Here is a 13,510-nt window from a genome sequence, read left to right as displayed (position 1 = left end):
AATTGCCCATTCGTTAGGCGGGGGTGAGGCTTCTGTCAACAGAGGATCACCCTGACACGGTACAATCGAAGGCTTTGCACAGCCCCCAATTCCAGGAGAAAACCATGGCTATCGAACGCACCCTTTCCATCATCAAGCCCGATGCCGTGGCCAAGAACGTCATCGGCCAGATCTACGCCCGTTTTGAAGCTGCCGGCCTGAAGGTCGTCGCTGCCAAGATGGTCCACCTGTCGCAAGGCGAAGCCGAAGCTTTCTACGCCGTGCACGCTGCCCGTCCTTTCTTCAAGGACCTGGTCTCCTTCATGGTCTCCGGCCCGGTGATGATCCAGGCGCTGGAAGGCGAAGGCGCCATCCTGAAGAACCGTGACCTGATGGGCGCCACGGACCCGAAGAAGGCCGAGAAGGGCACGATCCGCGCCGACTTCGCCGACAGCATCGACGCCAATGCCGTTCACGGCTCGGACGCCGCTGAAACGGCAGCGCAAGAAATTGCCTTCTTCTTCCCCGGCATGAATGTCTACAGCCGTTAATTCAACGGCCCCCTGCCTCTTGTGCCCTGGCCTTGAGGCCCGTTAGCAAGAGGCAACACAAATGAACGCGGTCACGCTGCCCGAAACAACGAACCTGCTCGGGTTCGATCTCGACGGACTGGCCGCGTTTTGCGAGCAGCTGGATGAAAAGCGCTTCCGCGCCACCCAGCTCTTCCGCTGGATCCATCAGAAGGGCGCATCTGACTTTGCTCAGATGACCGACCTGGCCAAGTCGCTGCGCGACAAGCTGGCCACCCGAGCGCACATCGCTGCGTTGCCGGTCATTTCAGAACATCTTTCCTCCGACGGCACGGTCAAGTGGCTGTTTGACGTCGGCGCCGGCAATGCCGTCGAGGCCGTTTTCATCCCAGAAGACGATCGCGGCACGCTGTGCATTTCCAGCCAGGCCGGCTGCGCGGTGGGCTGCCGTTTCTGCTCGACCGGCCACCAGGGCTTCAGCCGCAATCTCGATACCGGCGAGATCACCGCCCAGCTCTGGTTCGCCGAGCACAGCCTGCGCAAACGCCTGGGCACCGAGGAGCGCGTGATCAGCAATGTGGTGATGATGGGCATGGGCGAGCCGCTGCAGAACTACAGCGCCCTGGTGCCCTCGCTGCGCACCATGCTGGACGACCACGGCTATGGCCTCTCGCGCCGGCGCGTCACGGTGTCGACTTCCGGCGTAGTGCCGATGATCGAGCGCCTGCGCGAAGACTGCCCGGTGGCACTGGCCGTGAGCCTGCATGCGCCGAACAACCCGCTGCGCGACCAATTGGTGCCGCTGAACAAGAAGTACCCGATTGCCGAGCTGCTGGCTTCCTGCAACAGCTATCTGGACAAGGCGCCGCGCGACTTCATTACCTTCGAGTACTGCATGCTGGACGGCGTGAACGACACGCCCGAGGCCGCCCGTGAGCTGGTGGAGCTGGTGCGAGGCAAGGTGTCCTGCAAGATCAATCTGATTCCCTTCAATCCCTTCCCGGCCTCGGGTCTGAAGCGCAGCTCCAACGAGCGCGTGAAGGCCTTTGCCGACATCTTGATCCAGGCCGGCCTGATCACCACGGTGCGCAAGACCCGCGGCGACGATATCGACGCCGCCTGCGGCCAGTTGGCCGGCGAAGTGCAGGACCGGACCAAGGTCCATGTGCGCATGGTGCGCGCGCCGGTGCAGGTTCATTTTGTGAAATCGGGTAAACCGGGTTCGGCCCAAGGCTGATTGCGCCTACCATCCGCGCCTATGAACAAGCACCTCGACAAGCTGATTCGTGCCGCCTGCGCAGTCGCGCTGACCGGTCTGGTGATGGGCTGCGCGGGCCCGCAACAGGGCGGAGGCAGCAATGCCCCGACCGGCGGCAGCGGCAATGTGCCGCGAACCGACTTCGACCGCACCGATCTTGACCGCCGCGCCGGCGTGCGCATGGAGCTGGCCTCGGGCTATTTTGCCGGCGGCCAGTACGCCACGGCCTTGAACGAGGTCAAGCAGGTGCTGGCGCTCAAGCCCGACATGCCGGAAGCGCTGACGCTGCGCGCACTGATCTACGCGGCGCTGGGCGAAACAGGCTTGGCGGACGACAGCTTCAAGCGTTCCTTGACACTCGCCCCGCGCGACCCCGACACCCTGCACAACTATGGCTGGTTCCTGTGCCAGCTCAAGCGCTGGGGCGAGGCCACGACGCAGTTCGAGCAGGCATTGGCCCAGCCGCAGTACCGCGGCCCGGCACGCACCTGGCTGGTCAAGGGTGTGTGCGAAGCACGTGCCCAGCAGACGGCCGAGGCCGAGCGCAGCCTCTTGAAGGCCTTCGAGCTCGACCCGTCCAACCCTGCCACGGCCATCAACCTGGCCGAAGTGCTCTTGCGCAATGGCCAGGCCGAGCGCGCGCGCTTCTACGTCAAGCGCGTCAATGCCAACCCCGAGCAAAGCAATTCGCAAAGCCTCTGGCTGGCGCTGCGCATCGAAAGGCGCCTGAGCAATTCCACCGCTGTGGCCGAGCTGGGCCAGGAATTGCGCAAGCGTTTCCCGCAATCTCCCGAAGCAACGGCACTGGACAATGGACGTTTCGATGACTGAGGGTGAACGCATGGAGTCGACCGTTGGCGAGGCGCCGGCCGCTGCCGTCGCGCCGCGCACCGCGGGCGCCTGGCTGCGCCAGGTGCGCCAGGCCCAGGGCATGCACATCGCCGTGCTGGCCGCCACCCTGAAGGTGCCGCTGGCCAAGCTGGAGGCGATCGAGACCGATCGTTTCCAGGATCTGCCCGACCCGACCTTTGTGCGTGCGCTGGCTTTGGCCATGTGCCGGGCCCTGAAGGTCGATCCGGCCACCGTGCTGGCCTTGCTGCCGCGCGTGCAGGACCCCGAGCTGGAGCGTGTTTCGCGCGGGCTCAACCAGCCTTTCCGTGAGCGCGCCACGCGGGACGAGGCCTTGAGCCTGGATGTCTTGAAGCGCCCCGTGCTGTTGGTGCCGCTGTTGCTGCTGGCCGCCGCCGCCGCTGTCTATTTCCTGCCGGCGAACTGGCTGGACCAGTTCAAGAGCCCGGCGGCTACCGAGGCCGTGGCGCCCGATCAGGCGGCTTCCGCGCCGGTCCTGAATGTAGAGACCGCTTCGGCCGTGCCGCTGCAGCCTGCGCCGCAGGTGAGCGCCGCCTCCGAGCCGGCAGCACAAGCCAAGCTTGATGCGCCATCGGCCGCGCCAGCGCTGCCGACGACCACGCCGGTCCAGACGCAGGCCCCAGTATCGCAAGTGCCGGTTGCCGCAGGCGCCGTCCCGCTGCAAATCAAGACCAGTGCCGATTCCTGGGTCGAAGTGGTCGATGCCAAGGGCCAGGTCTTGCTGTCCAGGCTGCTGCGCCGCGATGAAGTGGCTGACCTGGCGGTGCAGACCCCGATCAAGCTGCGCATCGGCAATGTGGCAGGTACCACGGTGAGCCTGCGTGGCTCGGCGGTGGACCTGTCGCAGGCCACGAACAATGTCGCGCGGCTGGAACTGAACTGATTGCTTGCTAGGTTGTCGAGATGAGTGAGAACGCCGCGTCGCTGCGCCCCCTGGAAGAAGCCATTGCCGCCGCCCAAGCCGGCCGCCGCCTGACGCGCCAGGCCCAAGTGAAATGGGGCAGCCGCCTGGTAACGGTCGGCGGCGATGCCCCGGTGCGTGTGCAATCGATGACCAACACCGACACCGTGGACGTGATCGGCACCGCCATCCAGGTCAAGGAGCTGGCCATTGCCGGCTCCGAGATGGTGCGCATCACGGTCAACACGCCCGAGGCGGCGGATGCCGTACCGCATATCCGCGAACAGCTGGACCGCATGGGCGTCGACGTGCCCCTGGTCGGCGACTTCCACTACAACGGCCATCGCCTGCTCACCGAGCATCCGGCCATGGCCCAGGCCTTGTCCAAGTACCGCATCAACCCCGGCAACGTGGGCAAGGGCGACAAGAAAGACCGCCAATTCGCCATGATGATCGAGGCGGCGATGAACTACGACAAGGTCGTGCGCATCGGCGTCAACTGGGGCAGCCTGGACCAGGAGCTGCTCGCGTCCATGATGGACGAGAACGCCCTGCGCGTCGAGCCCTGGGACGGCAAGCAGGTGATGTACCAGGCGCTCATCCAGTCGGCGCTGACCTCGGCCGGCTATGCCCGCGAGCTCGGCCTGAACCCGGACAACATCATCATCAGCTGCAAGGTCAGCGGCGTGCAGGACCTGATCTCGGTCTATCGGGCCCTGAGCGCGCGCTGCGACTATGCCTTGCACCTGGGCCTGACCGAAGCGGGCATGGGCACCAAGGGCACGGTGGCCTCGAGCGCCGCGCTGGCCGTGCTGCTGCAGGAAGGCATCGGCGACACGATTCGGGTGTCCCTGACGCCGCAGCCCGGCGAGGCGCGCACACAAGAAGTGGTGGTGGCTTCGGAGATCCTGCAATCGCTGGGTCTGCGCGCCTTCAACCCAAGCGTCACTGCCTGCCCCGGCTGTGGCCGCACCACCAGCACCACTTTCCAGGAACTGGCCAAGCAGATCGACGATTTCCTGCGCGAGCAGATGCCGGTCTGGCGCAAGAAGTACCCGGGCGTCGAGAACATGAAGGTGGCCGTGATGGGCTGCATCGTGAACGGCCCGGGCGAGAGCAAGCATGCCGACATTGGCATCAGCCTGCCTGGCACCGGCGAAGCGCCGGCCGCCCCGGTTTTCATCGACGGCCAGAAGGCGCTGACGCTGCGCGGCGAGAACATCGCTGGCGAGTTCCATGCGCTGGTCGAGAACTACATCGAGAAGCGCTTCGGCACCTTGGCGGCCTGAAGCGAAAATCCATCCATGACTGATGCGAAGAAGATGCAGCCTCTACAGGCTGTGAAGGGCATGAACGACATCCTGCCGCCGGACTCGGCGCGCTGGGAGTGGCTGGAAGCCAAGATGCGCAGCGTGCTGCAGCGCTATGGCTACCAGAACGTTCGTACGCCCATCGTCGAACCCACTGCGCTGTTCGTGCGTGGCATCGGCGAGGTGACCGACATTGTCGAGAAGGAGATGTACGCCTTCGAAGACCGCGCCGACAAGCATGGCCAGGCCGAGCATCTGGCCTTGCGCCCCGAGATGACGGCTGGCGTGGTGCGCGCCATGACCGAACATTCCTTCCTGCGCGACTCCGGCCGCCGGCTGTACTACTTCGGCCCGATGTTCCGCCGCGAGAAGCCGCAGAAGGGCCGCTACCGCCAGTTCCACCAGATGGGTGTCGAGGCCCTGGGCTTTGCCGGCCCGGACGTGGACGCCGAGGTCATCCTGATGGGCAGCCGCCTGCTGCGCGAACTGGGCCTGAAAGAGGGCGAGCATTTCCGCCTCGAGTTGAACTGCCTGGGCGAGAAGCCCGAGCGCGCGGCTCACCGTGAAGCGCTGATCGCGCACTTGGAAGCGCACAAGGACCTGCTGGACGAAGACAGCCAGCGCCGCATGCACACCAACCCGCTGCGCGTGCTGGACACCAAGAACCCTGCGCTGCAGGAGATGGCCAATGCGGCACCCAAGCTGCTGGACTTCCTGGGCGATGCTTCGCTGGCGCACTTCAATGGCGTGCGTGCGATTCTGGACGCCGCTGGCATCAAGTACACGATCAACCCGCGACTGGTGCGCGGCCTGGACTACTACAACCTCACCGTGTTCGAGTGGATCACCGAGAAGCTCGGCTCCCAGGGCACCGTTTGTGGCGGCGGCCGCTATGACGGTCTGATCGAGCAATTGGGCGGCAAGCCCGCGCCGGCGGTCGGCTTCGGCATGGGCATGGAGCGCATGCTGCTTCTGCTGGAAGAAGTGGGCGTGGCACCCGCCGCGCCGGTGCCTGATGCCTATGCCATCGTGCCCAGCGCCGAGCAGTTGCCCCAGGTCATGGTGGCACTGGAAGGCTTGCGCGAGGCCGGCGTGGCCGTCGTGCTGCACCCGGGCCAATCGAGCATGAAGTCGCAATTCAAGAAGGCCGATGCCAGCGGCGCGGCCTTTGCCCTGGTTTTCGGGCCCGACGAGCTCGCTCGCGGCGAGGTGGCCGTCAAGCCGCTGCGCAGCGAGGGCGCTGCACAGTACACCCGCAGCCTGGCGGCGGTCGCCGAGTGGGCGACCGAACTCCTCCGCGCATAATCGCGGCTCTTTCCCTTTCCTCTCCCTGGTATCTCCCATGGCTTCGCATCTCGACCTCGAAGAACAAGAACAGCTGGACCAGCTGAAGGCTTTCTGGAACAAGTACGGCAACCTGATCACCTGGGTGATCACGCTGGCCCTGCTTGGCTTCGCCGCCTGGACCGGCTGGGGCTGGTGGCAGCGTGAGCAGGCCGCCAAGGCCACGGCGCTCTACGACGCGCTGGAAAGCGCGGAGAAGGCCGGTGATGCCGACAAGGCGGCGCGCGCCTTTGCCGACCTGAAGGAACGCTTTCCGCGTACCACCTATGCGGCGCAAGGTGCGCTGCTGGCGGCCAAGATGCAGTTCGACAAGGGCCAGGTCGACAATGCCAAGGCCAGCTTGAGCTGGGTGGCCGAGAGCGGCGCAGAGTACCGCGAGGTTGCCAAGCTGCGCCTGGCCGGCCTGCTGATTGATGCCAAGGACTATGACGGTGCCAGCAAGACGCTGGACGGCATCAGCTCGCCCGACTACGCCGCCCTGGTGGCCGATCGCCGCGGTGACATCGCGCTGCTGCAGGGCAAGCCCGATGTGGCCAAGGCCGAATTCGCCAAGGCCTATGCGGGCCTGGACAAGCAGCTGGACTACCGCAAGATCGTGGATGCCAAGCTGACCAGCCTGGGCGCTGCCCCGGTCGAGCCCGAAGTGAAGGCCGAGGTGAAGCAATGAGCGGCAGCCGCCACGCGTCGCGCAGCCTGATCGCCGCCGGCCTGGCCGCGCTGCTGTCAGGTTGCGCGGTCTATGACTGGGTGATGCCCGCCAAGAAGGCGCCGCTGGAAACCTACACGGCCAGCCTGAGCGGCCGCTCGGCCTGGAACATCCGTGTCGACAGCATCAAGTTCCCGCTGAATGTTGCCGTGGCCGGCGATCGCATCGTCGTGGCCGACAGCGACGGCGTGCTGCAGGCACTCAATGCTGCAGACGGCAAACAGCTCTGGCGCGGCGAGCTCAAGGGCAAGCTTTCCGCTGCCGTGGGCAGCGACGGCCGCTATGCCGCTGCAGTGAGCGCAGACAACGAACTCGTGGCGTTCGATGCGGGCAAGAAGTTGTGGAGCAAGCAGCTCACCACGCCGGTGAAGACCGCGCCGTTGGTTGCTGGTGAGCGCGTCTTCGTGCTGACCGTGGACCGCCAGGTGCTGGCCTACGACGCCATCGATGGCCGCAAGCTGTGGGAATTGCGCCGCCCGGGTGAGCCGTTGACGCTGAACCAGGCCGGTGTGATCAACGCCTACAAGGACACGCTGGTGGTGGGGCAGGGCCCGCGCCTTGCCGGCGTCGACCCGCTGAGTGGTCAGCTCCGCTGGGAGGCCAGCGTGGCCAATCCGCGCGGCACGAACGAAGTCGAGCGCCTTGCAGACCTGGTCGCGCCGCTGGCGCGCAGCGGCGAGATGCTCTGCGCCCGTGCTTTCCAGGTCGCCGTGGGTTGCATCAATGCCGAGCGCGGCACCGCCATCTGGAGCCGCAACAATGCGGGCCAAGTGGGTGTGTCAGCCGACGGCGATCTGTTGGTCGGTGCCGATGTGTCGGACCGCATCACCGCCTGGAAGACTGCCAATGGCGACGTGGCCTGGTCGGCCGACCAGTTGCAGGGCCGCAAGCTCGGCGCGCCGCTCCTGACAGGCAAGGTCGCCGTTTTCGGCGATGGTGAAGGCTATGTGCATTTCCTCTCGCGTGAAACCGGCAAGACCCAATTGCGCCTGGAGACCGACGGTTCGGCCGTGGTGGCCGCGCCGCAGGCCGTGGCGGGCCTGATCGTCGTCGTCACCGCCAAGGGCGGCGTGTTCGGCTTCAAGCTGAACTGAGCGGGTCTTTTGCGCGCCGAAGTTTAAACAACGCGAGAACAACAACAAGAAGGATTGCCCGCGCATGAAGCCCGTTATTGCCCTGGTGGGCCGACCCAATGTCGGCAAGTCCACGCTCTTCAACCGCCTGACCAAGACGCGCGACGCCATCGTCGCGGACTTCGCCGGCCTGACCCGCGACCGTCACTACGGTGATGGCCGCCTGGGCGACCGCGATTTCATCGTCGTCGATACCGGCGGCTTCGAACCCGACAGCACCACGGGCATCGTCAAGGAAATGGCCAAGCAGACCCGCCAGGCCGTGGCCGAAGCGGACGTGGTGGTGTTCGTTGTCGATATCCGCCTTGGCCTCTCGGCGCAGGACCAGGACATCGCGCGCTACCTGCGCACCGCCAACAAGCGCATCCTGCTGGCGGTCAACAAGGCCGAAGGCATGAGCGACTCCCCGCTGCTGGGCGAGTTTCATGAGCTGGGTCTGGGCGAGCCGCATCCGATTTCCTCGGCCCATGGCCAGGGCATCCGCAGCCTGCTGGAAGCGGCGCTGGAGCCGTTCGACAAGACCGAGGAAGAATTCGGCGCGGGCCCGCAGGAAGACGGCGTGATCCGCCTCGCCGTGGCTGGCCGCCCGAACGTGGGCAAGAGTACGCTGATCAACACCTGGCTGGGTGAAGAGCGCCTCGTTGCCTTCGACATGCCGGGCACGACTCGCGACGCGATTGCCGTCGATTTCGAGCGCCATGGCCAGAAGTTCAAGCTGATCGACACCGCCGGCCTGCGCCGCAAGGGCAAGGTCTTCGAAGCCATCGAGAAGTTCTCGGTGGTCAAGACGCTGCAGGCGATCAGTGATGCAAACGTGGTGCTGCTGCTGGTCGACGCGACGCAAGGCGTCTCGGAGCAGGATGCGCACATTGCCGGCTATGTGCTGGACAGTGGCCGCGCCGTGGTCATTGCCGTCAACAAATGGGATGCCATCGACAGCTACCAGCGCGAGCAACTGCAGCGCTCGATCGAGCAGCGCCTGGCTTTCCTGAAGTTCGCGCCCATCCTGAACATCTCGGCCTTGAAGCGCCAGGGCCTGGGGCCTTTGTGGGACGCGCTGGCTTCGGCCTACAGTTCGGCCTTCAAGAAGATGACCACGCCGGTGCTGACCCGCCTGATCCAGGAAGCCACGCAGCACCAGACCCCCAAGCGCATCGGCGCCTTCCGCCCCAAGATGCGCTATGCGCACCAGGGCGGCATGAACCCGCCCATCGTGGTCATCCACGGCAATTCGCTGGAAGGCATCACCGATGTCTACAAGCGCTACCTGGAAGGCCGCATCCGCGACCACTACAAGCTGGTCGGTACGCCGCTGAAGATCGAGTTGCGGTCGTCGAAGAATCCTTTCGACGAAAAGGGCGACTAGGGTTCTTACCGAGACTTTCAGCGCCCATTCAGCACCCTGTGTTAAGGTGGACGCTCTTCCCACTCCCCACATCACGGAGCATATCGTGAGCAACAAAGGCCAACTCTTGCAAGACCCATTCCTGAATCTGCTGCGCAAAGAGCATGTGCCCGTTTCGATCTATCTGGTCAACGGTATCAAGCTGCAAGGCCATATCGAGTCCTTCGATCAGTACGTGGTCCTGCTTCGCAACACCGTGACCCAAATGGTCTACAAGCACGCGATTTCCACCGTGGTGCCGGGCCGTGCGGTCAATTTCCACGCCAACGACGGCCCGGGCGAGACGCCCGCCTGACCGGTCTGATCCGGTCTGCGGGCTGAAGCCAGCCCAACAAGCAACACCTTGAGTTCCTCTACAAACTCTGTCGCGACGCCGCCCTCCGAGGCGGCGCGCGCCATTCTCGTGGGCGTCGATTTTGGTCGAGACGCCTCCTTCGACGCGACGCTGGACGAGCTGGCCTTGCTGGCCGAGTCGGCCGGCGACACGCCAGTGGCCCGTGTCATTGCCCGCCGCAAGGCGCCCGATGCCGCGCTCTTCGTCGGCTCGGGCAAGGCCGACGAAATCAAGCTGCTGGTGCAGGCCCATGAGGCCCACACCGTGCTGTTCGATCAGGCGATTTCGCCGGCCCAGCAGCGCAATCTGGAGCGCGTCCTGGGCGTGCCCGTGGCCGACCGCACCGCTCTGATCCTGGAGATCTTTGCCGCCCGTGCGCAGAGCTTCGAGGGCAAGCTGCAAGTTGAGCTGGCGCGCCTGCAATACCTGGCCACGCGCCTGGTGCGCCGCTGGAGCCACCTGGAGCGTCAGAGCGGCGGCATCGGCATGCGCGGCGGCCCGGGCGAAGCCCAGATCGAGCTGGACCGTCGCATGATCGACGACCGCATCAAGGCCACCAAGGAGCGGCTGAAGAAGGTGCAGCGCCAGCGCAGCACCCAGCAGCGCGCTCGCCAGCGCAACGGCGTGTTCCGCGTCTCCCTGGTCGGCTACACCAATGCCGGCAAGAGCACACTGTTCAACTCGCTGGTCAAGGCGCGCACCTATGCGGCCGACAAGCTGTTCGCGACGCTGGACACGACGACGCGCTCGCTCTATCTCGAGCAGGCCGGCGCCAGCGTTTCGCTCTCCGACACCGTCGGTTTCATCCGCGACCTGCCTCACAAGCTGGTCGAGGCCTTCCGCGCCACGCTGCAGGAGGCGGCCGACGCCGACCTGCTGCTGCATGTGATCGACGCCGCCAGCCCGGTGCTGGACGAGCAGCTCGCGGAGGTCGAGAAGGTGCTGGCCGAAATCGGCGCGGCCGACATTCCCCAGATCCTGGTCTACAACAAGCAGGACATGCTTGAGGAAAGCCAGCGGCCGAGAGCCCCGCAAGACTGGATCGAGCGCGATGGCGGCGTACGTACGCCCCGCGTGTTCGTGAGCGCGCTGGACGGCACCGGACTCGATGTGCTGCGCGCACAGATTGTCGAGGCAATGCGCGGGCAGAATGTCGGCTTGAATCTGCACGACCTGGCCCCAACTGATGGGGCCGAAGATCCAGAAGATGCGGCGGCCGACTTGGCGCCTTCCACTGAACAACAGGCAAGAGCATGAACACCATTGGGCCGAATGCGGACCGCCCGGCTGAGAGCGGATTGATTGCACGAGCGGGGCAGGCGCTGCGCTCGCAGGCTGGCCGCCTGCTGAACAATGGCCGCAACGACGGGCCGCCGGACCTGGACGAACTCTGGCGCGACTTCAACCGCAAGCTTTCGGGCATGTTCGGCGGGCAAAAGCGCGGCTCCGGCAATGACGGCGGCAACGGCGGCAACAACAACAACTTCCAGCCCGACATGAAGAGCGCCGGCATCGGCGCCGGCCTGATCGCGGGCGTTGTTGCGCTTGCCTGGCTGGGCAGCGGCCTGTTCATCGTCCAGGAAGGCCAGCAGGCCGTGGTCACGACTTTCGGCAAGTACAGCAAGTCTGTCGGTGCCGGCTGGCAATGGCGCCTGCCGTATCCGATCCAGGCGCACGAGACAGTGGCCGTGACGCAATTGCGTTCGGTCGAGGTGGGCCGCAGCGGCGTGGTCGCCGCGACCGGTCTGCGCGATTCGTCCATGCTGACGCAGGACGAGAACATCGTCGACATCCGTTTTACGGTGCAGTACCTCTTGAAGGACGCCCGCGAGTTTCTCTTCGAGAACGCCAACCCCGAGGCCGCCGTGATCCAGGCAGCCGAATCGGCGGTGCGGGAAATCGTCGGCAAGAGCAACATGGACTCGGTGCTCTACGAGCAGCGCGACGCCATCGCCACCGACCTGATCAAGTCGGTGCAGGCTCAGCTGGACCGCCTGAAGGCAGGCATCATCGTCAAGAACGTCAATGTGCAGCAGGTGCAGGCGCCCGAGCAGGTGCAGGCCGCATTTGACGATGCCTTCAAGGCCACGGCAGACCGCGAGCGTGCGAAGAACGAAGGCCAGGCCTACGCCAACGACGTGATCCCCAAGGCGCAGGGCCGGGCAGCGCGCCTGCGGGAAGAAGCCGAGGCCTACAAGGCCCGCGTGGTGGCTGAGGCCGAGGGCGATGCCCAGCGCTTCAAGAGCGTGCTGGCCGAATACCAGAAGGCTCCCGCAGTCACCCGCGACCGCCTCTACATCGACACGATGAAGCAGGTGTATTCCAACGTCAGCAAGGTGATGGTGGACAGCCGTTCGGGCTCGAACCTGCTCTATCTGCCGCTGGACAAGCTGTTGCAGCAAGGCACAGGCACGGTCACGGCCAGCCCGCCGCAGCCGGTGGTGTCCACGGAACCCGTCTCTTCGCTGGGCAACGCCGATGTGCGCTCCCGCGATGGCCTGCGCAGCCGCGACCGCGACGGCCGCTGAGCGAGGAAGTTGAAATCATGAACCGCATCGTCACCATCGTTGCCATTGCCCTGGCTGCTTTCATGCTGGCCAGTTCCACGCTGTTCATCGTCGACCAGCGCCAGTTCGCCGTCGTCTATGCGCTGGGTGAAATCAAGGAAGTCATCAGCGAGCCCGGACTGAAGGTCAAGGCACCGCCGCCGTTCCAGAACGTCGTGTTCCTGGACCGCCGCATGCAGACCCTGGACAGCCCCGAGTCGCGCCCCATCTTCACGGCCGAGAAGAAGAGCCTGGTGATCGACTGGCTGGTCAAGTGGCGCATTTCCGAGCCGCGCCAGTTCATCCGCAACAATGGCGTCGACATCCGCAATGTCGAGAACCGCCTGAGCCCCATCGTGCAGGCCGCGCTGAACGAGGAAGTGACCAAGCGCACCGTGCGTGCCATGCTTGCCACCGAACGCGAGAAGGTCATGACCGACGTGCGCCAGCGCCTGCAGGACGAAGCCAAGCAGTTCGGTATCGAGATCGTTGATGTGCGCGTCAAGCGCGTCGATTTCTCCGGCAGCATCACCGATTCGGTCTACAGCCGCATGAAGTCGGAACGCCAGCGCGTGGCCAACGAACAGCGATCGACCGGCTCGGCCGACGGCGAAAAGATCAAGGCCGATGCCGACAAGCAATTCGAAGTGATCGTGGCCGAGGCCTATCGCGACGCGCAGAAGCTCAAGGGCGAGGGCGATGCAAAGGCCTCGGCCATCTATGCCGAATCCTTCGGCCGTGACCCGAACTTCGCCCAGTTCTACCGCAGCCTGGAAGCCTATCGCGCCAGCTTCAAGAACAGGTCCGATGTGATGGTCGTCGACCCGAGCAGCGACTTCTTCAAGGCCATGCGTGGCAGCGGTGCCGGTGGCGCCGCGCCTGCCGCACCTCGCAAGTAAGCCAGCCTCGTGCCGGCGATTTCGGACCTGCTGTGGGGCGCACTGGCGCTGATGCTGGTGGTGGAGGGCTTGCTGCCCTTCCTCAGCCCCACGCTCTGGCGCCAGGTGTTCTCTCGCGTGCTGGCGATGAGCGATGGCCAGATCCGCTTCATCGGCCTGTCCAGCATGGTGTCTGGGCTGCTGCTGCTTTACTTCAGCTGGCCCTGAATCAGTCCTGAACCGACGGGCTCATTGCACAAACGCGATGGCTTGCATTGCCTGAGCCTGTTCAGCGGCGCCCGGCAGGCCGGTACAA

The 13,510-nt window shown here is 65.2% G+C and carries 14 protein-coding genes; all 14 read left to right on the top strand.

Features of this window, described 5'->3' with window-relative positions; all coding sequences use genetic code 11:
• Positions 1-104: 104 nt before the first annotated feature.
• The 14 genes from ndk to V3596_RS03660 all read left to right on the top strand — a co-directional run bounded on the left by ndk (position 105) and on the right by V3596_RS03660 (position 13,422).
• Entirely contained in the window at positions 105-530 is a 426-nt protein-coding gene (ndk, locus tag V3596_RS03725) for a nucleoside-diphosphate kinase (protein WP_334276248.1), read from the top strand.
• 61 nt (positions 531-591) lie between these two features.
• Complete coding sequence (gene rlmN, locus V3596_RS03720; protein WP_334276247.1) at positions 592-1,746, top strand: dual-specificity RNA methyltransferase RlmN; 1,155 nt, start codon at positions 592-594, stop codon at positions 1,744-1,746.
• 21 nt (positions 1,747-1,767) lie between these two features.
• Entirely contained in the window at positions 1,768-2,598 is an 831-nt protein-coding gene (gene pilW, locus V3596_RS03715) for a type IV pilus biogenesis/stability protein PilW (protein WP_334276246.1), read from the top strand.
• Positions 2,599-2,608: 10 nt separating this feature from the next.
• Positions 2,609-3,520 (top strand): RodZ domain-containing protein, encoded by a 912-nt coding sequence (locus tag V3596_RS03710; RefSeq protein ID WP_334276244.1) that lies wholly within the window; start codon positions 2,609-2,611, stop codon positions 3,518-3,520.
• Positions 3,521-3,540: 20 nt separating this feature from the next.
• Positions 3,541-4,827, top strand: coding sequence for a flavodoxin-dependent (E)-4-hydroxy-3-methylbut-2-enyl-diphosphate synthase (gene ispG / locus V3596_RS03705; protein WP_334276243.1), 1,287 nt, complete (start codon positions 3,541-3,543; stop codon positions 4,825-4,827).
• 15 nt (positions 4,828-4,842) lie between these two features.
• A complete protein-coding gene (hisS, locus tag V3596_RS03700; RefSeq protein WP_334276242.1) occupies positions 4,843-6,153 on the top strand; it encodes a histidine--tRNA ligase in 1,311 nt (436 codons plus the stop codon).
• Between the two features lie 37 nt (positions 6,154-6,190).
• Entirely contained in the window at positions 6,191-6,859 is a 669-nt protein-coding gene (locus tag V3596_RS03695; RefSeq protein ID WP_334276241.1) for a YfgM family protein, read from the top strand.
• Positions 6,856-7,992: an outer membrane protein assembly factor BamB gene (gene bamB / locus V3596_RS03690; protein WP_334276240.1), complete on the top strand. Its 1,137-nt coding sequence runs from the start codon at positions 6,856-6,858 to the stop codon at positions 7,990-7,992. The genes V3596_RS03695 and bamB overlap by 4 nt, the downstream gene beginning before the upstream one ends.
• A 64-nt stretch (positions 7,993-8,056) precedes the next feature.
• A complete protein-coding gene (gene der / locus V3596_RS03685) occupies positions 8,057-9,397 on the top strand; it encodes a ribosome biogenesis GTPase Der (RefSeq protein ID WP_334276239.1) in 1,341 nt (446 codons plus the stop codon).
• Positions 9,398-9,482: 85 nt separating this feature from the next.
• Entirely contained in the window at positions 9,483-9,731 is a 249-nt protein-coding gene (hfq, locus tag V3596_RS03680; RefSeq protein ID WP_334276238.1) for an RNA chaperone Hfq, read from the top strand.
• Between the two features lie 48 nt (positions 9,732-9,779).
• Positions 9,780-11,027, top strand: a complete 1,248-nt coding sequence (gene hflX / locus V3596_RS03675) for a GTPase HflX (RefSeq protein ID WP_334276237.1) — start codon at positions 9,780-9,782, stop codon at positions 11,025-11,027.
• The gene (gene hflK / locus V3596_RS03670; protein ID WP_334276236.1) at positions 11,024-12,298 is read left to right on the top strand and encodes an FtsH protease activity modulator HflK; all 1,275 of its coding nucleotides are present in this window, start codon (positions 11,024-11,026) and stop codon (positions 12,296-12,298) included. Before hflX ends, hflK begins: the two co-directional genes overlap by 4 nt.
• Positions 12,299-12,315: 17 nt before the next feature.
• Positions 12,316-13,215 carry a protease modulator HflC gene (hflC, locus tag V3596_RS03665; protein WP_334276235.1) on the top strand — a complete coding sequence of 300 codons (900 nt, stop codon included), beginning with the start codon at positions 12,316-12,318 and terminating at the stop codon, positions 13,213-13,215.
• 18 nt (positions 13,216-13,233) lie between these two features.
• Positions 13,234-13,422, top strand: coding sequence for a DUF2065 domain-containing protein (locus V3596_RS03660; protein ID WP_334276484.1), 189 nt, complete (start codon positions 13,234-13,236; stop codon positions 13,420-13,422).
• The last annotated feature ends 88 nt before the right edge of the window (positions 13,423-13,510 follow it).

Origin of the sequence: Roseateles microcysteis, assembly GCF_036880965.1 — a bacterium.
GTDB lineage: Bacteria > Pseudomonadota > Gammaproteobacteria > Burkholderiales > Burkholderiaceae_C > JAUASW01.
Note: the sequence above shows the minus strand (reverse complement) of the source record. Positions and strands in the feature narration are given on the sequence as shown.